This is a genomic window from Saccharothrix sp. CB00851, assembly GCF_001905065.1.
GTDB lineage: Bacteria > Actinomycetota > Actinomycetes > Mycobacteriales > Pseudonocardiaceae > Actinosynnema.
This window is the reverse complement of record NZ_LWLC01000064.1, coordinates 202332-229296: the sequence shown is the minus strand read 5'-3', so window position 1 is coordinate 229296 and position 26965 is coordinate 202332. Positions and strand designations below refer to the sequence as shown.

The following is a 26965-nucleotide window of genomic DNA, read 5'->3' as shown; positions in this document are numbered from 1 at the left end:
GTGTGCGGACCGTGTCGACTGTGGAGAACTCCCCCGTTCCGACCGAACGGCCGGCGGAAGCCGATCCCCGCTTCGCCCTGATGGACCACGCGATGGCCTACCTGTTCCCGGCCGCGTTGCGCGCCGCCGCGGCGCTGGGCGTGGCCGACCACCTGGGCACGGGACCGCGGCCCGTCGCCGAACTGGCCGAGGACGTCGGCGCCGACCCGCTCAACCTCTACCGGACGTTGCGACTGCTGGCCACCCGCGGGATCTTCACCGAGGACGACGGCGGCCGGTTCGCGCTCACCCCCGCGGCCGAGTTGCTGCGCACCGACGTGCCGGGATCGTTCCGCTCGGCGATCCTGATGCTCACCGACCGGACCTTCTGGCGGACCGCCGGTGAACTGGAGGAGGCCGTGCGGACCGGGACGTCACCGTTCGAGCGGCTGTTCGGGATGCCGTTCTTCGATCACTTCGCCCGTGACGCCGACACCGCGGCCGTCTTCCACGTCGGCATGGCGGCGATGTCCGACCCGGAGAACCCGGTCATCGCGCGGGCCTGCGACTTCCCGCCGGAGGCCGTGGTCGTGGACGTCGGTGGCGGTCACGGCGGCCTGCTGCTGTCGGTGCTGCGCGACAACCCCGGGTCGCACGGCGTGCTCTTCGAGCAGTCGCACGTGCTGCGGGAGCACCGGCTCGCCGAACTCGGCGCGGACGACCGCTGGACCCTGGCCACCGGCGACTTCTTCGCCGAGGCACCGCCCGGCGACGTCTACCTGATCAAGCGGATCCTGCACGACTGGGACGACGAGCGGTGCGTGCGCATCCTCCGCAACTGCCGGGAGGCCGTGTACGACCAGGGACGCGTCCTGGTCGTCGACGCGGTGATCCCGCCGGGCAACGACCCCGAACCCGGCAAGGTCATAGACCTGCTCATGATGAGCTCGCTGACCGGACGGGAACGCACGCGCGCCGAGTTCGAGGCCCTGTTCGACCGCGCCGGGTGGCGCCTGACCAGGGTGATCCCGACCGGCACGCGGTTGTCGGTCGTGGAAGGCGTCCCCGCCTCCTGACCCCGGCGGACGTCGAGGCGGGTGGCCTCAGGAGGGGTGCCTGCCCGGTCCGTGGTCGCCGTCTTCGGCCGGGGCGAGGGGCGTCGGGCTGAGCGTCGTCTCGTCCTCCCCCTCCTCCAGCAGCGTGGCCGCCGGGCCCACCACGCGCGGGTCGGGGTCGGCGACCACCTCGGGGTCCTTGTCCGCGTAGTCGACGCGCGCCAGCACGCTGCGCATGGCCTCGATCCGGGCCCGCTTCTTGTCGTTGCTCTTCACCACGGTCCACGGCGCGGCCTCGGTGTCGGTGGCGCGGAACATCGCCACCTTCGCCTCGGTGTAGGCGTCCCACCGGTCCAGCGACTTGATGTCGTTCGGGCTGAGCTTCCACTGCCGCACCGGGTCGACCTGCCGGATCAGGAACCGGGTCCGCTGCTCGGCCCGTGACACCGAGAACCACAGCTTGACCAGCACGATCCCGTCGTCCACCAGCATCCGCTCGAACGTCGGCGCCTGCCGCATGAACCGCTCGTACTGCTCGTCGGTGCAGTAGCCCATGACCCGTTCGACGCCGGCGCGGTTGTACCAGGACCGGTCGAACAGCACGATCTCGCCCGCGGTCGGCAGGTGGTTGACGTAGCGCTGGAAGTACCACTCGCCCTGCTCGCGATCGGTCGGCTTGCTCAACGCCACCACCCGCGCCCCGCGCGGGTTGAGGTGCTCGGTGAACCGCTTGATCGTGCCGCCCTTGCCCGCCGCGTCACGTCCCTCGAACACCACGACCATCCGCCCGCCGGTGTCCTTGATCCAGTACTGCAGCTTGAGCAGCTCGATCTGCAGCAGCCGCTTCGACAGCTCGTACTCCTCGCGCGTGAGCCGCGTCGGGTACGGGTAGTTCTCCCGCCAGGTGTCGATCTCCGTGCCGTCGGGGTGCCGCAGCACGGGGTCGTCCCCGTCCTCGTAATCCACCACGAGGTCGTCCACCCGCAGCCCGGGGAACAGGTCGGCGAAGTCGAGCACGCTGTCCACGGGCTCGACGTACCCGACGGCCGGCCGGCCAAACATGACCGTCGCGCTGGTGGTGCCGCCACAGCTCGGGAGTCCACTCAGGACTTATCCGGTGGTCACGCCTCGCGACCCGGGTCGAGCGCCGCCGACTCGACCACCTCGTCGAACGAGGTGTAGACGCCGTCCGGGACCGAGTGCAACGCGTGCACGGTGTCCTCGTCGGCGTTGTTGCGCGACGCGTGGTCGACCAACTGACCCTTGTCCGCCGGGTAGCGGACGTCCCCCAGCGCGGTGCGCAGCCTGCCCACCGTCGTCGTGTCGCTCATGGCACTCCCTCCACGCACGGGCCGTGCCCACCGGTTACCCGGCACGGGGGCGACGCATGCCACCGTCCGATGTGGAGGCCGAACTTCTAGTGGCGCAGTCGGCCGGTGATGCCGTGACCGTCGGTCGCCACGCCCTCGATCGTCGTCGGGTCCACGCTCCACCGGCGGGCCAGGGCCAGCACGTCGCCCTCGCCGGGCACGGTGTCCCACCACGCCTCGTCGTCCGGCGACTCGGGCCGGGTGCCGATGCCCAGCGCGGTCTCGTCGGCTGTCACCTCGCCCTCGAACAGCGGCACGCCGGCGCCGTCGAAGTGGTAGGCCCGGCGCAGCCGCCCGCACGCCGATGCCGAAAACCACGCCCCGATCCTCGCATCCCGCCCGCCCCACCGCCCCCGTATCCCGCGGTCCCGGACGCGTGGAACAAAATGAAACAAATGCGGTAACCCAGAGGCTACCCGGGCACCGGGCCCGTCGACTCGCGCACGACCAGCGTCGTGGACAGCTCCAGGTGCAGCGCCTCGGGCCGGTGACCGTCCAGTACCCGCATGAGCTGGGTGACCGCGATCCGGCCCATCTCCTGCAACGGCTGGCGGACCGTCGTCAACGCGGGGCGGGTCGCCCGGCTCAGGTCGATGTCGTCGAAACCGGCCACGGAGAGGTCCTCCGGCACCCGCAGGCCGCGCTCGTGGGCGGCTTGGAGCGCGCCCACGGCGAGCTTGTCGTTGAAGCAGACGATCGCGGTCGGCCGGTCCGGCTCGTCCAGCAGCTCGCCGGCCGCGCGCAGCCCCTCGGCCGTGGTCGGCTCGACGTGGTGGACGCGGTGGCGTGCGGGCAGGACACCCGCCTGGGCCAGCGCGGCGTGGTGGCCCGCCGTGCGGGCGTCGCCCGCCAGCCACTCCACGGGCCCGGCGATCACACCGATGTCGCGGTGACCCAGCTCGACCAGGTGCGCGGTGAGCGCGCGGGCGCCCGCGAGGTGGGCCGCGGACACCGACGCGACGTCCGGTGGCGGCGCGGTGCGCGGGTCGACCACGACGAACGGGAGGCCGCGCCGGGCCAGCGCGACGAGCCGGTCACCGTCCTCCGGCGGCAGGATCAGGATCGCGGCGTCGACGTCCGGCTCGTCGGGCAGCGCGGTGAGCACGTCGGCGTGCTGCGAGGTCACGCCCGCGTCCAGGACCATCCGGACGCCGTGCAGCCGCAGCGTCTCCGCGATCGAGGAGACGATCAGGCCGAAGTAGTCGGTCAGCAGGTAGGGGCAGCGGACGTGGACCGTGCGGCGGCCTCGACCCTCGGGCGCGTCGGACCGGCTGCGCGCCATCGCCTGGAGCACGAGTTCACGCGTGCGCGGTGCCACGTTGACGTGGTCGTTGAGCACCCGGGAGACGGTGGCGATCGAGACGCCCGCCTCGGCGGCGATCTCGCGCACCCGTGCACGCCTGTTCACCCCGGCAGCTTAACCCCGTCTTGCACCTTGACTCGTTCGGCACGTCAGGTGTTCCATCACGAAACACATTTTCCGCTCTTGTTACATCTGCGCTCGAAGGAGAGCGATGAAGAGATCCCGGGCGATCGCCCTGACCGCGGCCTTGGTGCTCCCGGTGAGCCTGACCGGCGCCGTCCAGGCGGCGGGCCACGACACGATTTCGGCCCGGGTGTGGGTCACCGCGGTGGACCGGAGCGAGGTGCTGGCCGAACGCCCGCCGGTGGCGTTCCGGACCGGGACGTCGCCGCACCAGACCATCGTGGTCGACCCCGACGTGGCCTACCAGGAGGTCGACGGCTTCGGCGCGTCGATCACCGACTCGTCGGCCGACGTGCTGCACCGGCTCTCCCCGGCGCTGCGCGAGGAGACGATGCGCAAGCTGTTCGACCCGGTGCGCGGCATCGGCGTGAGCTTCCTGCGCCAGCCGATCGGCTCCTCCGACTTCACCGCCGAGGCCGAGCACTACACCTACGACGACGTGCCGCCCGGTCAGACCGACTTCCCGTTGCGCCACTTCAGCATCGCCCACGATGAAGCCGAGATCCTGCCGCTGCTGCGCCGGGCGAAGCAGCTCAACCCGGCGTTGAAGGTCATGGGCACGCCGTGGGGCCCGCCCGCGTGGATGAAGACCACCGACTCGCTGGTGGGCGGCCGGTTGAAGGACGACCCGGCGATCTACGACGCCTACGCGCGGTACCTGGTGAAGTTCGTGCGGGCCTACGCCGCCGCGGGCGTGCCGGTGGACTTCCTGTCGTTGCAGAACGAGCCGCAGAACCGCGCGCCCGACGCCTACCCGGGCACGGACATGCCGGTGGCGCAGCAGATCAAGGTCATCGAGGCGTTGGGACCGTTGCTGCGCAAGGCGAGCCCGCGCACGAAGATCCTCGCCTACGACCACAACTGGAGCACCCACCCCAACGACGTCGCCACCACGCCGCCCGGCGAGGACCCGGAGACCGACTACCCGTTCCGAATCCTGGAGAGCCCGGCCGCGCGGTGGGTCGCGGGCACCGCGTACCACTGCTACTCGGGTGACCCGGCGGCGCAGACCGCGTTGCACGACGCGCACCCCGACAAGGGCATCTGGTTCACCGAGTGCTCCGGCTCGCACGGCCCGGACGACCCTCCCGCGCAGGTGTTCCGCGAGACGCTCAAGTGGCACGCCCGCAACGTCGTCATCGGCACCACCCGCAACCACGCCAAGTCGGTGGTGAACTGGAACATCGCGCTGGACAGCACCGGCGGCCCGCACAACGGCGGCTGCGGCACGTGCACCGGCCTGGTCACCGTGCACCCGGACGGGACCGTGTCGACCGACGCCGAGTACTACACGATCGGGCACCTGGCGAAGTTCGTGAAGCCGGGCGCGCGGCGCGTCGCGAGCACGTCGTTCGGCACCACCGGCTGGAACGGCCAGATCATGGACGTCGCGTTCCGCAACCCGGACGGCTCCACGGCACTGGTGGTGCACAACCAGAACGACGACCCGCGCACGTTCGCGGTGAACGTCGGCGAGCGGACCTTCGAGTACACGCTGCCCGGCGGCGCCCTGGCCACGTTCACCTGGCCGCGCGGCAAGGCGCTGGAAGACAAGCTCGACCCGGTGTCCCTGACCGGTGCCACCGCCACCACCACGCCGACCGGCGAGAACGCGGCCGCCGCCGTGGACGGTGACGCCTCCACCCGGTGGAGCAGCGGCCAGGCCCAGGAACCCGACCAGCACCTCCAGGTCGACCTCGGCCGCGCCACGGCGTTCCGGCGGGTGGCGATCGACAGCGGCGGCAACCTCGGCGACTACGCGCGCGCCTGGCGGCTGTCGGTCAGCGACGACGGCGCCGACTGGCGGACCGTCGCCTCGGGCGCGGGCGCCGGCCAGTTGACCACCGTCGACCTGCCGCGCACGCGGGCCCGTCACCTGCGGGTGAGCACCACCGCGGCGGCCGGCAACTGGTGGAGCGTCGCCGACCTCCGCCTGTACCGCTGATCCGCCCCGGTCGGGGGTCGCGCGCCGCGTGACCCCCGGTCGGGCCGGCGGTGTTAACGTCCGGGTGATCGTCCAGGGGGGATGTGCGATGACGGACCCGGACAATGTGGTGGGCCGCACCGCGGCGGCGCTCGAGTGGTGGGACCGGGTGACCCCGGAGCTCGACTGGGCCGCGGTCGAGGGTCGGGAGGGCTTCCGCTTCCCCGCCGACTACAAGGAGTTCATGACCCGGTTCCCGTCCGGGCTGTTCCGGGACGTGGTCAGGTTCCACAACCCGGTCCAGGACCAGCGGTCGCTGGCGCGGTTCGAGGACGAGCTCGACCGGATGCTGACCGTGGTGGAGGAACTCCAGGAGTACGACGACTCCTACGCGCCGTTCCCGGAGCCGCGCGGTGTCATCCCGTTCGCCGACGACGTCGCGGGCGGGGCGCTGTGCTGGCTGCCGTGGGTCGCCGACCCCGACCGGTGGCACGTCGTGTACTTGAACAGGAGCAACTCCTGGACGAGGACCAAGCGGTCGATGACGGCCGTGATGCTCGAACTCGCGACCAGCCGCAGCGAGCGCAACATCCTCGGCTGGGACCTGGCCGCGGAGGACCGGTGTTCGAGCCCTTCGACCGGGACCCGTGACGGCGAGCCCGCCCGGTGGGCCGGACGACGTACCGTGGACCGGGTGAGCACCCCACCGGCAACCGTCACCCTGAGCGACCACTTCGCGCGGGCGCTGCCCGAGCTGGCCGGCCGAGCCGGCTCCGGCGCCGCGCCTGCTCGCGCTCAACGAACGGCTGGCCGGCGAACTCGGCTTGGACGCCGCCTGGCTGCGCGGCGCGGAGGGCCTGCGGCTGCTCGTCGGCGAGCACGTCCCCGAGGGCGTCACGCCGGTGGCGCAGGCCTACGCCGGGCACCAGTTCGGCCACTACGCGCCCCGGCTCGGTGACGGTCGCGCGCTGCTGCTCGGCGAGGTCGTCCACTCCGACGGCGGCCCGCGCGACCTGCACCTCAAGGGCTCCGGGCGCACGCCGTTCGCCCGCGGCGGCGACGGGTTGGCGGCGGTGGGCCCGATGCTGCGCGAGTACGTGGTCAGCGAGGCGATGCACGCCCTCGGCATCCCCACCACCCGTGCGCTGGCCGTGGTCGCGACCGGGCGGCCGGTGCGCCGGGAGACCGTGCTGCCGGGAGCCGTGCTCGCCCGGGTGGCCGCCAGCCACCTGCGCGTCGGCAGCTTCCAGTACGCCCGCGCGACCGGTGACGTCGACCTCCTGCGCCGGGTGGCCGATCACGCGATCGCCCGGCACCACCCCGACGCCGCGGGCGCCGAGAACCGCTACCTGGCGCTGTTCGAGGCCGTGGTCACCGCTCAGGCGGAGCTGGTCGCGCGGTGGATGCTCGTCGGCTTCATCCACGGGGTGATGAACACCGACAACATGACGATCTCCGGTGAGACCATCGACTACGGCCCGTGCGCGTTCCTGGAGGCGTTCGACCCGGCCACCGTCTACAGCTCGATCGACCACGCCGGGCGGTACGCCTACGGCAACCAGCCGCGGGTGGCCGAGTGGAACCTGGCGCGGCTCGCCGAGGCCCTGCTGCCCCTGTTCGCCGAGGACGAGGAGCGGGCCGTCGCGCTCGCGGTCGAGGCGCTGGGCACGTTCCGCCGGCAGTACAACGACGTCTGGTCGACCGGCATGGCCGCCAAGCTCGGCGTCACCGACGCACCGGCGCCGCTGGTGGACGACCTGCTCACCCTGCTCCGGGACAACCGCGTCGACCACACGTCGTTCTACCGCCGCCTGAGTGCGGCGGCCCGCGGCGACACCGAGCCCGCCCGCGAACTGTTCCTCGACCTCGCCGCGATCGACGCCTGGCTGGCCCGCTGGCGCGCGCTCTCCCCCGACGCCGACGCGATGAGCCGGGTCAACCCCGCCTACATCCCCCGCAACCACCTGGTGGAAGAAGCCCTCGCCGCCGCCACCGACGGCGACCTGGGCCCGCTCGAACGGCTCCTCGACGCGGTGAGTGCCCCGTTCGACGAGCGCCCCGGCCTCGACCCATACGCGGAACCGGCACCGGACCACTTCGCCGCCTCCTACCAGACCTTCTGCGGTACCTGACCCGGCACGAGTCCGCGCACGGCGGCCGCGATGCGCCTGCCGCTGCGCCGGTCGCCGAACGGGGACGGCAGGTCGGCGAGCCGGGCCCGCCGCTCGTCGCCGTCGGTCAGCCACCCCAGCGCGATACCGGTGATGTCGTCGTGCGGCGCGACCAGCGTGGCGAAGTCGCGCAGCACCTCCGGCCGCTCGGTCGACCGCCGGACGACCAGGACCGGTCGCTTCAGCACCGTCGCCTCCTCCTGGACGGTGCCGGAATCGGTGACGAGCAGCGCGGCGTGCCGGGCCAGCGCCAGGAACTCGGAGTGCCAGAGCCGGTCGACCACGCGCAGGTCCATCCCGGACGTCCCCACGCCGACGCGGTCCATCGCCGCCCTCGTGCGCGGGTCCGCGGGCACCACCACCGGGTAGCCGGCGTCCACCACGCCGGCGAGCTGGTTGGTGACGGCGAACAGCGCTTCCTCGTCGTCGGTGTTCTCGGCCCGGCCGAGGGTGGCCACCACGTACCGGTCCGGCCGCAGTCCCCACTTGCGCAGCACGGCCGCCCGGTCCCGTTCGGCCATCAGCCGGTGGTGCACGGCCTCGACCGTGGTGTTGCCGGTCAGCCGCACGTCGCGCCCGCCGAGCCCTTCGGCCTCCAGGTTGGCGACGTTGCCCGGGGTGGGCGCGCACAGCACGTCACCGGCCCGGTCGAGGATCACCCGGTTGTGCTCCTCGGGGCGGTCGAGCTCACGGCTGCGCAGGCCCGCACCCAGCCGCACCAGCGGGATGCCCCGCGAGTCGGCGGCCAGCGCGGCGGCGAGCGCGGTGTCGGTCGCGCCCGCGACGAGCACGGCGTCCGGGCGGTCGGCGGTGAACGCCTGCTGCAGCCGTTCCAGCGCCACCGCGATGCGGCAGCTGCGGGCCTCGCTGTGCAGGGTGTCGGCCGGTGTCCCGGGCAGCTCACGGCCGATCCGGACCACCCTGGCCGCCTCGCCCAGCTCGCTGAGCACGGGCGCCAGCGTGAAGACCTCCTCGCGGGCGCCCAGGACCGCCGCGACGCCACCCGTTCGGGGTGCTGCGGCGAGCGGGGGCAGGAGGGTGGTGCGGTCGGTCGGGCGCTGCAGTGTCGCGGTCATCGTTCCTCCGTGGGGACCGTTCGGTTCGTCGGTGTCCAGGAGACCCCGGTCGACGGGCTGCCCGTGTCGTCCCGCGGTGACGGCTCGCGGCGCCTTGTAGACCCGGGTTGACGGTGTGGTCGACGCGCCGTCCGGTCGCCGACGCGCGGCCGAGCTGCTTGCATGCTGTGAGTGATGCAACGCTGGCAGCGGCAGTTCCGCTCACGACGGGCCCGTGACGCGATGGCGGCGCTGGTGATCGCGGGTCCGGCCGCGGTGGGGTTGCTGACCGGCCTGCACCGCTCGGCGCCCACGCCGACGCCGCTCGCCTTCGCCGCGATCTCGGTGGTGTGCGCGGCGGTGGTCGCGCTGTGGCGGAGGGACCACGACTGGGCGGCCACGGTGGTCGCGTGCGCGGCGTTCCTGGTGACGGACCTGCCGTACCCCATCTACGTGATGACCTTCTCGGTGACCAGGCGGCGGCGCTGGCCACCCGCCGCCGTCAACGTGGCCGTGGTGCTGCTCTGGCCGCTGCACCACGCGCTGTTCGAGCCGGTCGACGCCGGCCGCCTGTTCGAGTTCGAGACCGCGCTGCCCGCGCACGGGGTCAACGGGCTGGTCTACTGGTCGCTCGCCGCCGTCGCGCCGTTCGTGATGGGCCTGGCGAAGAACAGCCTGGAGGAGGCGTACGCCGACCGCGAGCGGCACGCCGCGCAGTCGGCGGAACGCGAGCGACGGCTCCGGGAGAGCACGTCGCGGGAGCGGAGCCTGACCGAACGGGCCCGGTTGGCGTCGATGATGCACGACGGCGTCGGGCACCACGTCAGCGTGATGGTGACCACGGCGGGCGCGATCAGCGTCGACCCCGCGGCCACCGAGTCGATCACGCGGCGCTGCGAGCTGATCGCGGACGTCGGCCGTCGGGCGATCGCGCAACTCGGCGAGGTGATCGACGTGCTGTCCGCGCCGGCGGCCGAGGGCGACGGCGCCGTCGCGGAGTTCGGCATCGATGACGTCGAGGACCTGGTGCGTGACTACCGCTCGTTGGGCGTCGAGGTGGACTACGCGGTCGACGGGACCGCCGGCGTGGGCGACCCGACCACCGAGGACCTGTGCTACCGCATCATCCGGGAGTCGCTGACCAACGTGCTGCGGCACGCCGGGGTGCCGCGGGCCGACCTCCGCCTCGCGCTCGAGGACGACCGGGTGCGGCTGACCGTGTCCAGCCCGCCCGCCTCGGAGGACCGGCCCACCCTGCCCGGCACCGGCCGCGGCCTGCGGCTGCTGGTGGAGGAGGCGGCCCTGGCGGGCGGTAGCGTCACCGCCGGGCCCTCGGCGGACGGCACCCGGTTCGTGCTGCGCGCCGAGCTGCCGCGCGGTCGCGACACCGGTGCGCCCGTGGGACGATCGGCGCCATGATCAGGGTGCTCGTCGTCGACGACCAGGCCCTGATCCGCGCCGGGACGAGGGCGATCCTGGAGTCCGCGGACGACGTCGAGGTGGTCGGCGAGGCCGGTGACGGCGCCGAGGCGGTCGCGGCCTGCCGCGAGCACCGGCCCGACGTGGTGCTGATGGACCTGCGGATGCCCCGGGTGGACGGGGTGACCGCCACCGCGCAGCTGAAGAAGGGCGCCGACCCGCCGCTGGTGCTGGCCCTGACCACGTTCGACGACGACCAGCTCATGATCGACGCGCTCACCGCGGGCGCGGACGGTTTCCTGCTCAAGCAGCTCTCGCCGAAGGACCTGCTCACCGCGGTCCGGGCGGTCAACGGCGGCGCCTCGGTGGTGAACACCGAGCTGAGCAGGCGCCTCCTGCGGCGCCTCGCGGGCCGCTCGGCCGTCGGGTCGACCGCGTTCCCCGACGCCGCCGAACGGCTCGACCTGCTCAGCGAGCGGGAACGCGAGGTGCTCGGCCAGGTGGGTCTGGGCCTGAACAACGCCGAGATCGCCGAACGCCTCTTCATGAGCGTGTCGACGGTGAAGACCTACGTCTCCCGCACGCTGTCGAAGCTCCAGTTGGACAACCGCGTCCAGGCCGCGCTGCTGGCCAGCCAACTGCGGCTGACCCCGGACGGCTAGGAGCGGCCGGGTCCGGTCTTGGGCACGAAGGCGTAGATGCTCGCGGGCGAGCCGGAGCCGCGCCGGTTGACCGTGCCGCCGACCAGGATGTGCGCGCCCTGCTCGGGCAGCGACGCCAGGTTCGCCAGGATCTCCAGGCTGATCCGGTGTTCCCGGTAGAGCAGCTTGGACACCCGATACTCGGTGTCGAGCGAGGACTCCGGGCTGAACGTGTCCGTGCCCAGCGCGCCGCGACGGCCGAGGCGGCCGGTGTCGACCAGCCACTGCACGGCCTCCAGCGAGAACCCGGGCTGGTGCATCTGCCCCGCGGCGTCGAAGTTGAAGAACGCCTCGGTGCCCCAGCGCTCCTCCCACCCGGTCCACAGCACGACCGCGGCCTCGTTCGGGATGCGGCCGTGCCGCCTCTCCCACCGCTGCAGGTCGGCGACGCTCACCTCGTAGTCGGCGCTGCGCGCGGCCTGTTCCCGCACGTCGACCTTCACGGCGGGCAGGAACAGGTCCTCGGCGTCGAGCTCGTCGGCGTGGGGCTGGTCGTCGTTGAAGTGCGCCGGCGCGCCCCAGTGCGTGCCGGTGTGCTCGCCCTGCTGCACGTACTGCAGGTAGAACCCGTGCTCCGGCACCGTGGTCACGGTGGTCAGGGTGAACGCCGGGTCGCCCGGGTAGACGTTGGTCCGGTCCGGGTCGTTGACGTGCGCCAGGTTCACCAACCGGTAGTCGGCCAGGCCCAACTGGCCCGAACGCCCCGAAGCACCCGCCGACCCGCTGCCCGCGATCACGCCGCCCACTGCTGTCGCCACACCCGCGAGCATCGACCGTCTGCGCACCGCCGACCACTCCTCTGCCTAGCCGTCACCCGATCCGGGCAACGGTACCGGCTGGGTGATCACAAGACGACGACCTGCCGGACGGCTTCTCCTGACGCCAAACGGGTGAAGCCGGTGTTGATCTCGTCCAGCGTGAGGCGTCCGGACAGCAGTTCCTGCACGGGCAGCTGCCCGGCGCGGTAGAGGTCCACGAACCGCGGCACGTCCCGTCGTGGTACGCACGAGCCGAGGTAGCTGCCCTTCAGCGTCCGCTCCTCGGCCACCAGGCTCAGCGCGGGCAGCGTGATCGTGCGGTCGGGGTGCGGCAGGCCGACGGTCACCGTGGTGCCGCCCGCGCCGGTGGCCGCGTACGCCTGCTCCAACACCGCCGCGACACCGGTGGTGTCGATGACCTTGTCCGCGCCACCGCCGGTCAACGAGCGCACTTCCTCCACCGCGTCCGGACCGCCGGCCACGTCGTGGGTCGCGCCGAGCGTGCGCGCCAACTCCCGCTTGTGCGCCACCACGTCCACCGCGATGATCTGCGACGCCCCGGCCGCCCGTGCGGCGAGCAGCGCGGCCAGCCCGACGCCGCCGAGCCCGAACACCGCGACCCGGTCCCCCGGCGTGACGGCCGCGCTGTAGAACGCCGCGCCCGCGCCGGTGAGCACCGCGCAGCCGAACAGGGCGGCGATCTCGAACGGCAGGTCGGCGGGCACGAGCGTGGCCGACTTCTCCGACACCACGGCGTACTCGGCGAACCCGGACACGCCCAGGTGGTGGTGCGGGCGCGTGCCGTCGGGCAGGCGCAGCCGCCGTTCGCCGCCGAGCAGCGTGCCCTCGCGGTTGGCCGCGGCACCCGGTTCGCACAGCGCCTGCCGCCCCGAGACGCACCGGCGGCACGAGCCGCAGGCGGGCACGAACGACAGCACCACCCGGTCGCCCACGGCGAAGTCGGACGCACCCGGCCCGGTCTCGACCACCTCGCCCGCGGCCTCGTGGCCGAGCAGCATGGGCAGCGGCCGGATCCGGGAGCCGTCGATCACCGACAGGTCGGAGTGGCACAGCCCGGTGGCGTGCACCTTGACCAGCAGCTCACCGGCGCCCGGCGGGTCCAGCTCCAGGTCGAGCACCTCCAGCGGACCGCCGACCCCGGTCAGCACCGCTCCCCTGGTCCTCACGCGACCACCAGCCCTTCCATCGCGGCGCGCAGACCGGCCGGGATCGCCACCGGCTTGCGGGTCTCGCGGTCGGTGAACACGTGCACGAAGTGCCCTTCGGCGACCACGTCGTCCCGTCCTTCCGGGTAGAAGCCGACCTCGTAGCGGACGCTGGAGCGGCCGAGGTGACCGATCCGCAGCCCGGCGTCGACGGCCTCGGGGAACGCGATGGACGCGCGGTAGTTGCAGTGGGATTCCACGCACAGCCCGATGGCCTGCCCGTGGTGGATGTCCAACCCGCCCTCGGTGATCAACCACGTGTTGATCACCGTGTCCATGAACGCGTAGTGCACGACGTTGTTCACGTGTCCGTACACGTCGTTGTCGTGCCACCGGGTGGGTATCCGCTGCCAGTGCCGGTACTGCTCGCGCACCTGTCCTCCTGAGTCAGTCGAGCATCCGGGTCAGCTCGACCCGGGACCGCACCTCGAGCCTGGCGAAGATGTTGCGCAGGTGGTGCTCGACGGTGCGGTGGCTCAGGAACAGCCGCGCGGCGACCTCCCGGTTGGTCGCGCCCTCGGCGACCAGGCGGGCGATCTGCGCCTGCTGCGGGGTCAGGCCCGCGGTGGGGTCGGCGTCGGAGCGGCCCGCGGCCCGGTTGGCGGCGCGGTCGGCGGTCCGGTCGGCCTGGGTCGGGCCGACCGCCTCACCGGCCGCGCGCAGCTCGGCGCGGGCGCGCGCGACCCAGCGGTCGGCGTCGTAGCGCTGGAAGATGTGCATCGCCTCGCGCAGCAGGTCGCGCGCGGCGCGGGGCTTGCGGTCGCGGCGCAGCCGGTGGCCGTAGAACAGCTCGGTCTTGGCCAGTTCCATGGCGGTGCCGCTGGCCCGGTGCAGCCGGATCGCCTCGCGGAAGTGCTCGTCGGCGGGCGGGCCGTCGGCGAGCAGGCCGCGGCAGCGGTGCGACAGCGCCAGCCTGGCCGCGCTGCCGGTGGTGCCCGCCCACTTCTCGTACCGGCGCAACGCCCGGTCGCCGGTGGACGGCCGGCCGCAGCCGACGGCGGCCTCCACGACGTGCGGCGCGGCCAGCACCTTGATGCCGGTGTGCACGCCACCCGACCCGGCGGCCATCAGCCGCAGCCGGTCCAGCGCGTCGGCCGGGCGGTCCAGCGCGAGGTCCACGCAGGCGAACGCCCACGCGCCGAACGTGCCGGAGCGGCCGAGCCCGCGTTCGGCGATCTGCTCGGCGGCGGCGTCGATGCGGTGCATCGCGGTGTCGGTGTCGCCGCGCAGGGCCGCGACCAGGGCGAGGATCGTGAGGTGGTCGACCACGGCGTTGTGCTGGCCGATGGCGGTGGCCGCGTGCACACCCTCGAACGCGGCCGACAGCGCCGCCGAGTGCTGGTCCAGTAGCAGCGCCGACAGCGCCCGGTAGACCAGCGCCCACGGCACCAGGGCGGTCAGGCCGTGCTCGTGCGCCGCGGTGACCGCGCTGGTGGCCAGCTCGTGCGCCCGGGACGCGTCACCCAGGGTGTAGGCGGCCTGGCCGCCCCAGATCTTGGCCTGCGGGTGCGGCACCCGTTCGGCCAGCTCGATCACCGACCGCAGCACGGGCACGGCTTCCTCGTGCCGACCGGCGAACGTGGCGGCCATGCCCGTGAGGTGGTCCAGGGTGATCCGGGTGTCGTCCGGCTCGTCGGGTCGGCGCAGGCGTGCGGCGAACGCGGCGGTCTCGGCGTACCGGGCGTGGTCACCCGCGATGCTGGCCGCCTCACCGGCGAAGCCGAGCGCGGTGATGGCCAGCGACCGGTGCGTGCCGACGAGCTCACCCGCCGCGTGCAGCAGCCGGCGCACCGCGACGTCCGGCAGGCCGTGTCCCAGGTCGATGCCGCCGCGCAGCAGCTCGGTGCGGGCCCGCAGCTCGTCGCTGTCGGTGAGCCGGGCGGCGGTGCGCAGCGCGACATGGGCCCGGCGGGGCGCGCCGTAGGCCCAGTGGTCGGTGGCGGCGGCGATCAGGTGGCGTGCTCGGGCGTCGGGGTCGGCGGTGAGCGCGGCGGCGCGGTCGTGGTCACGGGCGGCGGCCGGGTAGTCGCCGCAGCGGCGGGCCCGGCTCGCGGAGTCGACCAGCCGTTCGGCGAACGCGTCGCGCACACCTGGCACGCGGGCGGCCTCGTGCCAGGTGCGGCGCGGGCCGCGCGGCAGGTTCTCGGCCAGTGCGGCGTGCGCGGCGTAGCGCAGGGCCAGCGGGATCCCGGTGCGCAGCGTGGAGCGGACCAGCGGGCCGCCGTCGAGCAGGGCGGCGGCTTCCTCCACCGCGGCGAGGTCGAGGTCGGGCATCCGGGCCAGGTCGTCGGCGTCGACCTCCTCGTCCACCACGCTCAACGCCACCGCGAACCGGGCCTGCGGTGACAGGGCGTGGAAGCGGGCGCTGAACCGGGCCCGCAGCGAGCTGTCCTCGGGCAGCGCGTCCGGCGCGGGCGCGGTGCCGCCGAGCTGCTCGGAGGTCAGCGCGCGGGCCAGTTCGGTGAGCGCGAGCGGGTTGCCCCTGGCCAGGTCGGCGACGTCGTCCGCGAGCCCGGACGCGAGGCCGGGCCGCAGGTCGCGCAGCACGCGCAGGCTGTCGGCGTGGTCGAGCGGGTCCAGCCGCACCCACGGCAGCCCCAGCGGCTCGCCCTCGGTGGCGATCAGCACGGCCACCGGCTCGTCGACGGCGCGCGCGGCGAGGTCCACCAGCCAGTCGGTGTCCTCCAGCAGGTGGGCGTCGTCCACGCACAGCAGCACCCGGCGGTCGCTCGGGGAGGTGGTCTCCCGTGCGGCGGCGAGCATCGCGGTCTTGCCCGACCCGGGGCCGCCGCGCAGCACCAGCGCCCCGCCGTGACCGGCCTGGGCGCGGGCGAGCAACGCGTCGACGGCGACGCGCTGCCGGTCACGTCCGCGCAGCATGTGGCCAGTCTGGCGGGAGGCCCACGGCGAGCGGAAGAGATCGGCGAAAAATTATCTACCAGTGTTAGTTTTCGGCCCGGACCGGTGGTTGCACCGATGCGGACCGGTCACGTCGTGACGCAAGGTCATCGCTGTCCGTAGTTCCCTGCCAAGCGAGGTGTACACCGACGTGCAACTCCGCAAACTGATCCCCGCGCTGATCCCCGCGCTGGCCCTGTCCCTGGTCGGCGTGACGCCCGCCACCGGCGCCGAGGAGGAGTTCCGGCGCGGTCCCGCACCGACCAACTCCAGCATCGAGGCGTCCCGGGGCCCGTTCGCCACCTCGTCCACCACGGTGTCCTCCTTGTCGGTCACCGGCTTCGGCGGTGGCACGATCTACTACCCGACCAGCACCGCCGAGGGCACCTTCGGAGCGATCGCCGTCTCCCCCGGCTACACCGCGAGCCAGTCCAGCATGGCGTGGCTGGGCCCGCGCATCGCGTCGCAGGGCTTCGTGGTGTTCACCATCGACACCAACAGCCGCTACGACCAGCCCGACAGCCGGGCGAGCCAGCTGCTGTCCGCGCTGGACTACCTGACCCAGCGCAGCTCCGTCCGCAGCCGGATCGACGCGTCGCGACTCGGCGTCATGGGTCACTCGATGGGCGGCGGCGGGACCTTGCGCGCCGCCGAGCAGCGGCCCGCGCTCCAGGCGGCGATCCCGCTGACCGGGTGGCACACCGACAAGACCTGGGGCAGTGTGCGGGTGCCGACCCTGGTGGTCGGCGCCGAGAACGACTCGGTCGCGTCCGTGTCGTCGCACTCCATCCCGTTCTACAACTCGCTGCCGTCCACCCTGGACAAGGCGTACCTGGAGCTGAACGGCGCCAGCCACTTCGCGCCCAACAGCTCGAACACGACGATCGCGAAGTACAGCATCGCGTGGCTCAAGCGGTTCATCGACAACGACACCCGCTACGAGCAGTTCCTGTGCCCGTCCCCGGCGAACAGCTCGCTGATCTCGGACTACCGGGACACCTGCCCGCACGGGGTCTGATCGGCTGATCGCGCCAGACCCGGACGTGGCGTCGCGACACTCGCGGCGCCACGTCCGTTCCACGAGTTGACCACGCGGTGCCGGTAGTGAGCCGGCACCGCGTTTTTCGTGCCCACCTACGCGTGAACTTTTCTCCGCATTTGTGCGATTTGGTTACAGAGCGTTTGCGGACATCATGGTCAACGACACGTTCCGGTGAAATCTTGTACCGCAAATGATCCAGCCATTCCCGCCAAGGGCGAATGACTCCACCACCGCGCGCGAAGATCACCCGTTAATTACTTGCGAGGTGGACGAGGTCCACGGTGAGTACGCACGTCAGGGCCGATTGACCCTCAGGGGTGTCGTCACATCGGCCGATTCCCGTGGCGTATTCAGGCTCACTACCGTCATTCCGGACCAATGAGCGAATCCGATTGGCGGTGTGAGCGGTGACTGTGACCGATTCGGACTTGGAGACCGAGCAGACTCGGTTGAGCCTGAGCACGGCGGCAGCCCGGAACCTGGCGACCACGACCAAGTCCGTTCCCCAGATGCAGGGCATCACCTCGCGGTGGCTGCTCAAGATCCTGCCCTGGGTGGAGGCGAAGGGCGGCGCCTTCCGGGTCAACCGCAGGCTCAGCTACGAAGTCGGCGACGGGCGGCTGACCTTCACCAACATCGGCGCGGACGTCCGGGTCATCCCGGAGGAACTGACCGAACTGGCGCTGCTGCGCGGTTTCGAGGACGTCGAGGCGCTCAACGCGCTGGCCGACCGGTTCGAGCAGCGCGAGTTCGAGCCCGGCGCGGTGATCGTGGAGGAGGGCCGCCCGCAGGACGCGGTCTACCTGATCGCGCACGGCAAGGTGAACCGGATCGGCCAGGGCGAGTACGGCTCCCAGACCGTGCTCGGCACGCTGGCCGACGGCGAGCACTTCGGCGGCGACGTCCTCGCGGGCCCGCAGGGCGAGTGGGAGTTCACCGTCAAGGCCGTCACGCCGGTGATCCTGCTGGTGCTGCCGTGGGACGTGTTCGAGCAGCTCAACGGCGAGGCGGGCGGCCTGCGCGCGCACATCCAGCGGATGTTCGCGGCGGGCGGCGGCAAGTCCAACGCCTACGGCGAGGCGGAGATCGACATCGCCTCCGGCCACGAGGGCGAACCCGACCTGCCCGGCACGTTCGTCGACTACGAGATCGCGCCGCGCGAGCTGGAGTTGAGCGTCGCGCAGACCGTGCTGCGGGTGCACAGCCGCGTCGCGGACCTCTACAACCAGCCGATGGACCAGGTCGAGCAGCAGTTGCGGCTGACCATCGAGGCGCTGCGCGAGCGCCAGGAGCACGAGATGGTCAACAACCGCGACTTCGGCCTGCTCAACAGCGCCGACCTCAAGCAGCGCATCCACACCCGCACCGGTCCGCCGACCCCCGACGACATGGACGACCTGCTGGCCACGGTGTGGAAGGAGCCCACGGCGTTCCTGGCGCACCCGCGGGTCATCGCCGCGTTCGGCCGCGAGTGCAGCAAGCGGGGCATCTACCCGTCGACCATCGACCTCAACGGCCACCACGTGCCCGCGTGGCGCGGTGTGCCCGTGCTGCCGTGCAACAAGATCCCGGTCACCAAGACCCGCACCAGCTCGATCATGCTGCTGCGCGCCGGCGAGCACAACCAGGGCGTCATCGGCCTGCACCAGACGGGCCTGCCCGACGAGTACCAGCCGGGGCTCAACGTGCGGTTCATGGGCATCAACGAGAAGGCGATCATCTCCTACCTCGTCAGCGCCTACTACTCGACCGCGATCCTCGTGCCGGACGCCGTCGGCGTGCTCGAACACGTGGAACTCGGCCGCGAAGACTGACTAGTCCCCCCGACCAGATTGGGCAGCTGAAGTGACCGTGACAGACCCCGGCCTCGCCCCCGAAGAGGTCGAGCAGCAGCGGCACAGCCTGAGCACCGCGGCCGCGCGGAACCTGGCGAGCACCACCAAGTCCACCCCGCAGATGCAGGGCATCTCGCCGAGGTGGCTGCTGCGCAAGCTGCCGTGGGTGACCACCCAGGCAGGCACGTACCGGGTCAACCGCCGCCTCACCTACGCGCTCGGTGACGGGCGGGTGAGCTTCACCAGCACCGGCGCCGACATCCGGGTCATCCCGCAGGAGCTGCGGGAACTGCCCGTCCTGCGCGACTTCCCGGAGGACGACGTGCTGGTCGCGTTGGCCGACCGGTTCCGGCAGCGCGAGTTCCAGCCCGGCGACGTGCTGGTCTCCTCGGGCGACCCGGCCGAGGAGGTCTTCCTCGTCGCGCACGGCAAGGTGAACAAGATCGGGCAGGGCAAGTACGGCGACCAGACCGTGCTCGACACGCTGGCCGACGGCGACCGCTTCGGCGACGAGGTGCTGTACGGCAACGAACTGGCATGGGACTACACCGTCAAGGCGATCACGCCGGTGGTCGTGCTGGCGCTGCCGTGGCGGTCGGTGCGGGAGCTCGGTGACCAGGCGGAGGCGCTGCGGGCGCACATCGACGCGTTCGCGCGCCACGCGGGCAAGCCGCAGAACAAGCACGGCGAGGCGGAGATCGAGATCGCCTCCGGGCACGAGGGCGAGCCCGACCTGCCGGCGACCTTCGTCGACTACGAGCTGTCCCCGCGCGAGTACGAGCTGGAAGTCGCGCAGACCGTGCTGCGGGTGCACAGCCGCGTCTCCGACCTCTACAACAACCCGATGAACCAGACCGAGCAGCAGTTGCGGCTGACCATCGAGGCCCTGCGCGAGCGGCAGGAGTACGAGATGATCAACAACCGCCGCATCGGGCTGCTGCACAACGCCGACCTCAAGCAGCGCATCCACACCCGCACCGGCCCGCCGACGCCGGACGACCTGGACGAGCTGCTGTCCCGGCGGCGCAAGACGGCGTTCATGCTGGCCCACCCGCGCACGATCGCCGCGTTCGGCCGGGAGGCGAGCAAGCGGGGCCTGTACCCGGGCACCGCCAACGTGGACGGCACGCAGGTCGTGACCTGGCGCGGCGTGCCGCTGCTGCCGTCGGACAAGATCCCGATCACGCCGCAGCACACCACCTCGATCCTGGCCATGCGGGTCGGTGAGCAGGACAACGGCGTGATCGGGCTGCACCAGCCGGGCATCCCGGACGAGGTGCAGCCGAGCCTGAACGTGCGGTTCATGGGCATCAACGACAAGGCGATCGTGTCCTACCTGGTCAGCGCCTACTACTCGGTGGCCGTGATGGTGCCCGACGCGCTCGGGGTGCTGGAACACGTGGAGATCGGCCGGTCCTGAGCTGGTCCTGACTCGGCCGTGCCGGGTCTGAGCCGACCTTGGACTCACCGTCGCACCGGGCAGCCGGGCCACCACACCCGGCTGCCGCACCGCCCTTGCGCGTACCCGTGCCCCTGGGCTCGGCACGCACCCGCAGCCGCCCGTGCCCGCCGCCGCACGGCGCTTCCCTCCCCCCGAACAGGAGTTGTGGCGATGACACAGGAGTTGTGGCGATGACCGACCTCGACGTGAGCCTCGATCACCGGTCCGCGCGCGAGGTGCTGGACTGGAGCCGTGCCGGGGTCGATCCGGCGTTGCGGACGGCGGTGGACCGGTTGCCCGACTCGATGCGGGTGATCGCCGGTTACCACTTCGGGTGGTGGGACGAGCACGGCAGGCCGACGGGCGCGGACGCGGGCAAGGCGATCCGGCCGGCGTTGGCGCTGCTGGGCGCGCAGGCGGTGGGCGGGGCGGCGGACGCGGGCCTGCCGGCCGCGGTGGCGGTGGAGTTGGTGCACAACTTCTCGTTGCTGCACGACGACGTGATGGACGGCGACACGACTCGCCGGCACCGGCCGACGGCGTGGCACGTGTTCGGGGTGAACCCGGCGATCCTGGCCGGTGACGCGTTACTGACGTTGGCGTTGGACGTGCTGGCCGGCAGCGGTCACCCGAACGCGCAACAGACGATCCGGGTGCTGTCGGCGGCGGTGCAGCGGTTGCTGGAGGGGCAGAGCGCGGACTTGTCGTTCGAGGAGCGCACCGACGTGCGGTTGGCGGAGTGCGTGCGGATGGCCGAGTGCAAGACCGGTGCGCTGCTGGGCGCGGCTTGCGCGGTGGGGGCGTTGTTCGGCGGCGGGCGGCCGGATCAGGTCGAGCACCTGCGGTCGTTCGGGGAGCGGGTCGGGTTGGCGTTCCAGTTCGTGGACGACCTGCTCGGCATCTGGGGCGACCCCGAGGTGACGGGCAAGCCGGTGTACTCGGACCTGCAGAACCGCAAGAAGTCCCTGCCCGTGGTGGCCGCCCTGACCTCCAACACCCCGGCCGCCCGCGAACTGGACTCCCTCTACCACGCCGAACAGCCACTCACCCCGACCGACCTGGCCCGTGCCGCGGACCTGATCGAGACCTCGGGCGCCCGGTCGTGGAGCCAGGCCAGGGCCGACGACCTGCTCGTCCGTGCGCGGGAACACCTGCGCGCCGCCGGCCCGTCCGACCGCGCCGCCCTGGAACTGGACGCCGTCGCCCGCCTGGCCACTCACCGCGATCACTGACCGATCACCCCAACCACCACAACCTCCTGACCTGCACTTACCTCACCAAGGCCCTTCACCAACGAGTGAATCTGAACCCGACTACCAAAGAAAACACCGTTATCCCCACCCTGAAACGTCGGTTGAAACAACGAGGCCGCCAACCAACCGCCCACCCCGCGCGCCAACCACCCGCCCCGCACCCGCCCGAAGCCCGCACCGCCCCACCTGACCGCCCCGACCCCGACCCGGCCCCACCCCGACCCGGCCTCTCCCCCGACCCGGCCCACCCCGACCCGGCCCACCCCGACCCGGCCCACCCCGACCTGGCGCCACAGCACACCGGCCATACCCAGCACCACAACCCACGACCCTCGAGCACCACGCCCACGGACTCGAGCACCCCACTCGCGACATCGGGCACCGCACCCCGCGACGCCGAACGCCACACCCGCCCGGCCTGACGGGACACCGAACTCGACCCCGAACCCGCACCAACCCGCGCCGGGCCCGAGATCGAGACCGGGACAGTCATCGGGACCGGAACCCGCACCGAGATCGGGACCGGGACTGGGCACCACGCCAAGCCCCGGACTTGACTGGAGTCGACCCGTCCGACCCTGACGAGACATCCGGTCCGACGACGCGACAGCCGGTCCGACCCGACCCGACCGGATCCCACGCCCGGACCTGACGAGACACCCGACCTGACGAGGAGCCGTGCCGTGGCCCTTCCCGTTGTCCTGCTGGCGTCACCCCGGTCGTTCTGCGCCGGGGTCGAACGTGCCATCGACATCGTCGCCCGACTCCTGGACCAGCGCGGTGGGCCGATCCACGTGCGCAAGCAGATCGTGCACAACACGCACGTCGTGGCCGAGCTGGAGGCGCGTGGCGCGGTGTTCGTGGACGAGCTGGATGCCGTGCCGGACGGGGCGACCGTGGTGTTCTCGGCGCACGGCGTGTCGCCAGCGGTGCGGGAGGAGGCGGCGCGGCGAGGGTTGGAGGTGATCGACGCGACGTGCCCGTTGGTGACGAAGGTGCACGCGGAGGCGAAGCGGTACGCCGCGCGTGGTGACACGGTGGTGCTCATCGGGCACGCCGGGCACGAGGAGGTCGAGGGCACGTTGGGCGAGGCGCCCGCGCAGACGGTGCTGGTGCAGAGCGTCGCGGACGTGGAGGCGTTGGAGGTGCCGGACCCGGCGCGGGTCTCGTACCTGACCCAGACGACGCTCGCGGTGGAGGAGACGGAGGATGTGCTGGCCGCGTTGCGGGCGAAGTTCCCGGCGTTGAGAGGGCCTTCGTCGGCGGACATCTGCTACGCCACCACGAACCGGCAGGAGGCGGTGCGTGAGGTCGCGCGTGACTCGGACGTGGTGCTGGTGGTGGGTTCGCGGAACTCGTCGAACTCGGTGCGGTTGGTGGAGACCGCCCGCCGGATGGGGACGCCCGCGCACCTGATCGACGACGTGTCGGACATCCGGATGGAGTGGCTGGCCGACGCACGGGTGGTCGGGGTGAGCGCGGGCGCCTCGGCGCCGCCGCGGTTGGTGGACGAGGTGATCGAGGCGCTGGGCGCGTGGGACGTGCAGGTGCGGGAGACCGCGCGGGAGACGATCCAGTTCACGCTGCCGGCGGCGGTGCGGCGACAAGGGCAGGCAGCCGACCAGCCGCTGCCAGACCCCCGAACGCCCGATTGGGTGAAAGACCCAGCGGAACCCGGCCGGACGTGAAGCAGGCGGCAGGGCCCGGCCGGACGCGAGGCAAGCGCCAGTGCCCGGCCGGACGCGAGGCAAGCGCCAGGGCCCGGCCGGACGTGAAGCAAGCGGCAGGGCCCGGCCGGGTCCCCGAGAGGGCCGGCCGGGCACTGTGCGGGTCACTCGTACGAGACGGCCTGCAGGACGTTCAACCGGGCGGCGCGGATCGCGGGCAGGATCGCGGCCACCACGCCGACGCCGGCGGCGACGAGGAGGTAGCTGCCCAGTTGCGCCCACGGGATGCCGAGGTCGGTGATGCCGACGTCCTCCAGCGCCTGGACCGCCGCCACGCCGAGTGCCGTGCCGACCACCAGGCCGAGCAGCGCGCCGAACACCGAGATCACCACCGACTCCACGGTGATCATCCGCATCACCTGGGCACGGCGCATGCCGATCGCCCGCAGCAGCCCCAGCTCACGCGTCCGCTCGATCACCGACAGCGCCAGCGTGTTGATCACACCCAGCACCGCGATCAGAATCGCCAGCGCGAGCAGGATCTGGATCATCAGCAACACCGTGTCCAGCTGCGCCGCCTGCTGCCGCGCGTACGAGCTGAGGTCCTGGACCGAGACCTCGGGGTTGTCGGCGAACAGCGGCTCGATGCTCCGCCGCAACGAACCCACGTCCACCCCGGTGTCGGCCTTCACGAACGCGCTGCTGATCTTCGCCACCGCCAACTCGTCCACCACGGACCGGGGCAGGAACACAGCGTCGTTGACGACCCGGCTCTTGGCCAGCACGAACGCGACGGTGTAGGTGCGCTGCTCGCCCTTCGTCGTCTGCACGGCCACCGTGCCGCCCTGCCGGAGGTTCAGCGCGGTGGCGGCGACCTGGTCCAGCCCGATCTCACCCTCGCGCAGGTCGGCGATCGTGCCACCGGCCGCGTCCAGCCCGAAGATGCGCTCCATCGCGGGCACGTCGGTCACGACCATGCCGAACTTCTGCTGCCCGTCGAGCAGCACGGCGTCGTTGTACCAGCCGAACCCGGATTCGACGCCGGGTGTGGCGAGCACCCGGTCCATCCGGTCACCCGCGAACGCACCGCTCGCCTGGCCGTTGGTCGACTCGCCGGAGATGATCAGGTCGGCCTTGATCTGCGTGTCGGCGACCTTGGTGATGCTGGTGGTGGCCGAGGTGAGCACCACGCTCACGCCGGTGATCAGCGCGATCCCGACCATCAGCGCGGCGGCGGTGATGGCGGTGCGGCGCGGGTTGCGGGCGGAGTTGCGGCGGCCGAGCGTGCCGGGCATCGACCACGCGAGCAGCTTGCCGATCAGCGACACCACGGGCCGGCTGATCAACGGCGTCAGCAGCGCGACGCCGACGAACGACACCAGCAGCCCGGTCATGATCAGCCACAGCGTGCCGTCGACGAACCCGAGGCCGAGCGCGCCACCGCCGAGCAGTGACAGCGCGGCACCGGCGACGGTCAACCGGGTCAACGGCCGGTCCGGCGTGGCGGCTTCGCGCAGTGCCGCGACCGGCGGGATGCGGGAAGCGCGCACGGCGGGCAGCAACGCCGCCAGCACGGTGACCACGATCCCGACCGCGAACGACGAGACGATCGCCGACGTGGGCACGGCGATGCCGGCGAGCTGCATGCTGCCGCCGCCGAACGTGCTGAACAGCGTGGCTAGCAGCGCGCCGACGCCGATACCGGCACCCAACCCGACCACCGAGGCGATCACGCCGATGACCACCGCCTCGACCACGACGGAGGCGATCATCTGCTTGCGGCTGGCGCCCATCGCCCGCAGCAGCGCGAGTTCACGGGTGCGTTGCGCGACGATGATGGAGAACGTGTTGAGGATGATGAAGATGCCGACGAACAGGGCGATGCCCGCGAAGCCGAGCAGCACGTAGTTGAAGAACGCCAGGCCTTCGCCGATCTCGTCGGCGGACTCCTTGGCCAGCTGTTCTCCGGTCTTCACCTGGTAGTCGTCACCGAGCGCGGCCTGCACGCGGTCGCGCAGCACGGCCTGGGTCACGTCCTCGTCGGCGCGGACCGTGATGCCGCTGTACGCGCCGGGCGCGCCGAGCAGGAGCTGCTGGGCGACGGGTTCGGTGAACGCGGTGGTCAGCTCGCCGCCGAGGGAGTCGCGGTCGCCGGGGTAGCCGAAGATCCCGGCCACGGTGAACGTCCGCTTCGGTTCCAGCGTGAGCACGGAGACCTGCTCGCCGACCGTGAACCCGCCGGTCTCGGCGAGGTAGGCGCTGATCGCCACCTCGTCGTCGCGTTGCGGGGCACGGCCTTCGCGCAGTTCCTCCTGGCCACCGTCACGCCAGGCCGTGCCGAGCCGCGGTGCGCCGGAGGTGGTGAGCACCTTGCCGTTCTCGCCGATGGGCCGGGCCGACCCCATGACGTCGCCGACCGCCGTGCGCACGCCGTCGACCGACTCGACGGCCTTGACATCGGCCGCGGTGAGGGTGCCGGCGAGCGCGGCCTCGGGGTCGCCCGCGTCGACCTTGGTCTTCACCGCGACCTGGACGTCCACCTCGGAGTAGACGGTGGCGAACAGGTCCTTGAAGGAGCGGTCCAACGTGTCGGTCAGCACGAACGAGCCCGACACGAACATCACGCCGAGCACGACGGCCAGGCCCGACAGGACGAGCCGCAGCTTGCGCGCCAGCACGCTCTTGAGCGTCGCCTTCAGCATCACGCCACGACCAGCCGGTCGTCACCGTCGAGGGACTTCATCGTGTCGAGCACGTCCGCCGCGGTCGGGTGGTGCAGTTCGCGCACGATCCGGCCGTCGGCCAGGAAGATGACCCGGTCCGCGTACGAGGCGGCGTTGGGGTCGTGGGTGACCATGACGACGGTCTGGTCGAAGTCACGGGCGGAGCGCTGGAGGAACCCGAGCACCTCCGCGCCGGACCGGGAGTCGAGGTTTCCGGTCGGTTCGTCGGCGAACACCACTTCCGGCCGCGCCACCAGGGCACGGGCGCAGGCCACGCGTTGCTGCTGGCCGCCGGACAGCTGCGTCGGCCGGTGCGTGAGCCGGTCGCGCAGGCCGACAGTGTCGATCACGGCGTCGAACCAGGCCCGGTCGACCTTCTGCCCGCCGATGGCCAGCGGCAGCGTGATGTTCTCCTCGGCGGTGAGCGTCGGCAGCAGGTTGAACTGCTGGAAGATGAAGCCGACCTGGCTGCGCCGCAGCTCGGTCAAGCCCTTGTCGCGCAGGCCGTTGACCAAGGTCGCGCCGATCCAGACGTCGCCGGAGTCGATCGTGTCCAGGCCCGCCAGGCAGTGCATGAGCGTCGACTTGCCCGAACCCGACGGTCCCATGATCGCGGTGAACCGGCCGCGGTCGAACTCGACGCTCACCCCCGCCAGCGCCGTGACCGCCGCTTCCCCCGTGCCGTAGGACTTCCACACGTCCACCGCTCGCGCGGCGGCCCCCACGTTGCCCGTCACCGGTCCTCAACCCCTCTTCACCCCGGACGGCCCTCGCCGTCCCCACCGGGTAAATGTGGCGGAAGGGTGGCCGCCGGCGCGTCGGGAATCACCCCGGATTCACGCTCGGGGTAATTCCCTGAGATCGAGCCGAAAACCCCGACATAATCGGGAATCCTTGCGCGATCCCGGCGATCGGCAGCCGAACGGAGAGCGAACGGGAGGTGAATCGGACCGATCATCCGA

Annotated in this window: 21 protein-coding genes and 1 pseudogene; 11 read left to right on the top strand and 11 right to left on the bottom strand. The window is 72.1% G+C overall.

Annotated features, from left to right (window positions below; genetic code table 11):
• Positions 1-11 precede the first annotated feature (11 nt).
• Positions 12-1055, top strand: a complete 1044-nt coding sequence (locus A6A25_RS39515) for a methyltransferase (protein WP_198933029.1) — start codon at positions 12-14, stop codon at positions 1053-1055.
• A 27-nt stretch (positions 1056-1082) separates the two neighbouring features.
• Here the strand turns inward: A6A25_RS39515 and ppk2 are convergent, their stop codons facing one another.
• From ppk2 to A6A25_RS39495, 4 genes are all read right to left on the bottom strand, one after another.
• Positions 1083-2096 carry a polyphosphate kinase 2 gene (gene ppk2, locus A6A25_RS39510; protein WP_083669036.1) on the bottom strand — a complete coding sequence of 338 codons (1014 nt, stop codon included), beginning with the start codon at positions 2094-2096 and terminating at the stop codon, positions 1083-1085.
• 59 nt (positions 2097-2155) lie between these two features.
• Positions 2156-2365, bottom strand: coding sequence for a DUF2795 domain-containing protein (locus tag A6A25_RS44475; RefSeq protein ID WP_073899269.1), 210 nt, complete (start codon positions 2363-2365; stop codon positions 2156-2158).
• 86 nt (positions 2366-2451) lie between these two features.
• Positions 2452-2661 (bottom strand): hypothetical protein, encoded by a 210-nt coding sequence (locus A6A25_RS44470; RefSeq protein ID WP_073899267.1) that lies wholly within the window; start codon positions 2659-2661, stop codon positions 2452-2454.
• A 155-nt stretch (positions 2662-2816) separates the two neighbouring features.
• Positions 2817-3812, bottom strand: a complete 996-nt coding sequence (locus A6A25_RS39495; RefSeq protein WP_073899265.1) for a LacI family DNA-binding transcriptional regulator — start codon at positions 3810-3812, stop codon at positions 2817-2819.
• A gap of 106 nt (positions 3813-3918) precedes the next feature.
• Between A6A25_RS39495 and A6A25_RS39490 the strand changes: the two genes are divergently transcribed.
• The 3 genes and pseudogenes from A6A25_RS39490 to A6A25_RS39480 all read left to right on the top strand — a co-directional run bounded on the left by A6A25_RS39490 (position 3919) and on the right by A6A25_RS39480 (position 7946).
• On the top strand, positions 3919-5835 hold the full coding sequence (locus tag A6A25_RS39490; protein ID WP_073899263.1) for a discoidin domain-containing protein: 1917 nt from the start codon (positions 3919-3921) through the stop codon (positions 5833-5835).
• A gap of 88 nt (positions 5836-5923) precedes the next feature.
• Positions 5924-6343 (top strand): annotated as a pseudogene (locus A6A25_RS46735) (SMI1/KNR4 family protein); the annotation flags it as partial.
• A 256-nt stretch (positions 6344-6599) separates the two neighbouring features.
• The gene (locus A6A25_RS39480; RefSeq protein ID WP_198933037.1) at positions 6600-7946 is read left to right on the top strand and encodes a protein adenylyltransferase SelO family protein; all 1347 of its coding nucleotides are present in this window, start codon (positions 6600-6602) and stop codon (positions 7944-7946) included.
• Here the strand turns inward: A6A25_RS39480 and A6A25_RS39475 are convergent.
• Positions 7922-9061 (bottom strand): UDP-N-acetylglucosamine 2-epimerase, encoded by a 1140-nt coding sequence (locus A6A25_RS39475; RefSeq protein WP_083669035.1) that lies wholly within the window; start codon positions 9059-9061, stop codon positions 7922-7924. The two genes, A6A25_RS39480 and A6A25_RS39475, sit on opposite strands and share 25 nt — an antisense overlap.
• Before the next feature lie 174 nt (positions 9062-9235).
• Between A6A25_RS39475 and A6A25_RS39470 the strand changes: the two genes are divergently transcribed.
• The gene (locus A6A25_RS39470) at positions 9236-10459 is read left to right on the top strand and encodes a sensor histidine kinase (protein ID WP_083669034.1); all 1224 of its coding nucleotides are present in this window, start codon (positions 9236-9238) and stop codon (positions 10457-10459) included.
• Positions 10456-11121 (top strand): response regulator transcription factor, encoded by a 666-nt coding sequence (locus A6A25_RS39465; RefSeq protein ID WP_073899259.1) that lies wholly within the window; start codon positions 10456-10458, stop codon positions 11119-11121. Before A6A25_RS39470 ends, A6A25_RS39465 begins: the two co-directional genes overlap by 4 nt.
• Here the strand turns inward: A6A25_RS39465 and A6A25_RS39460 are convergent.
• The 4 genes from A6A25_RS39460 to A6A25_RS39445 all read right to left on the bottom strand — a co-directional run bounded on the left by A6A25_RS39460 (position 11118) and on the right by A6A25_RS39445 (position 16024).
• Complete coding sequence (locus A6A25_RS39460; protein ID WP_241829165.1) at positions 11118-11918, bottom strand: cyclase family protein; 801 nt, start codon at positions 11916-11918, stop codon at positions 11118-11120. The two genes, A6A25_RS39465 and A6A25_RS39460, sit on opposite strands and share 4 nt — an antisense overlap.
• Before the next feature lie 86 nt (positions 11919-12004).
• Positions 12005-13105 (bottom strand): zinc-binding dehydrogenase, encoded by a 1101-nt coding sequence (locus A6A25_RS39455; RefSeq protein ID WP_073899255.1) that lies wholly within the window; start codon positions 13103-13105, stop codon positions 12005-12007.
• Positions 13102-13518, bottom strand: a complete 417-nt coding sequence (locus A6A25_RS39450; protein ID WP_073899253.1) for an acyl-CoA thioesterase — start codon at positions 13516-13518, stop codon at positions 13102-13104. The genes A6A25_RS39455 and A6A25_RS39450 overlap by 4 nt, the downstream gene beginning before the upstream one ends.
• 13 nt (positions 13519-13531) lie before the next feature.
• Positions 13532-16024, bottom strand: coding sequence for a helix-turn-helix transcriptional regulator (locus A6A25_RS39445; RefSeq protein WP_073899251.1), 2493 nt, complete (start codon positions 16022-16024; stop codon positions 13532-13534).
• Positions 16025-16193: 169 nt separating this feature from the next.
• Between A6A25_RS39445 and bdeA the strand changes: the two genes are divergently transcribed.
• The 5 genes from bdeA to ispH all read left to right on the top strand — a co-directional run bounded on the left by bdeA (position 16194) and on the right by ispH (position 23301).
• Positions 16194-17060, top strand: a complete 867-nt coding sequence (gene bdeA, locus A6A25_RS39440) for a bis(hydroxyethyl) terephthalate hydrolase (RefSeq protein WP_380733466.1) — start codon at positions 16194-16196, stop codon at positions 17058-17060.
• Between the two features lie 431 nt (positions 17061-17491).
• Complete coding sequence (locus A6A25_RS39435) at positions 17492-18898, top strand: family 2B encapsulin nanocompartment shell protein (protein ID WP_073899249.1); 1407 nt, start codon at positions 17492-17494, stop codon at positions 18896-18898.
• 31 nt (positions 18899-18929) lie between these two features.
• Positions 18930-20339 (top strand): family 2B encapsulin nanocompartment shell protein, encoded by a 1410-nt coding sequence (locus tag A6A25_RS39430; RefSeq protein ID WP_073899247.1) that lies wholly within the window; start codon positions 18930-18932, stop codon positions 20337-20339.
• 212 nt (positions 20340-20551) lie between these two features.
• On the top strand, positions 20552-21592 hold the full coding sequence (locus A6A25_RS39425; protein WP_073899402.1) for a family 2 encapsulin nanocompartment cargo protein polyprenyl transferase: 1041 nt from the start codon (positions 20552-20554) through the stop codon (positions 21590-21592).
• Between the two features lie 704 nt (positions 21593-22296).
• Positions 22297-23301, top strand: a complete 1005-nt coding sequence (gene ispH / locus A6A25_RS39415) for a 4-hydroxy-3-methylbut-2-enyl diphosphate reductase (protein ID WP_083669031.1) — start codon at positions 22297-22299, stop codon at positions 23299-23301.
• 143 nt (positions 23302-23444) lie between these two features.
• Here the strand turns inward: ispH and A6A25_RS39410 are convergent, their stop codons facing one another.
• Positions 23445-25982 carry an ABC transporter permease gene (locus A6A25_RS39410; RefSeq protein WP_073899401.1) on the bottom strand — a complete coding sequence of 846 codons (2538 nt, stop codon included), beginning with the start codon at positions 25980-25982 and terminating at the stop codon, positions 23445-23447.
• Positions 25982-26740: an ABC transporter ATP-binding protein gene (locus A6A25_RS39405; protein WP_073899243.1), complete on the bottom strand. Its 759-nt coding sequence runs from the start codon at positions 26738-26740 to the stop codon at positions 25982-25984. The genes A6A25_RS39410 and A6A25_RS39405 overlap by 1 nt, the downstream gene beginning before the upstream one ends.
• Positions 26741-26965: the final 225 nt, after the last annotated feature.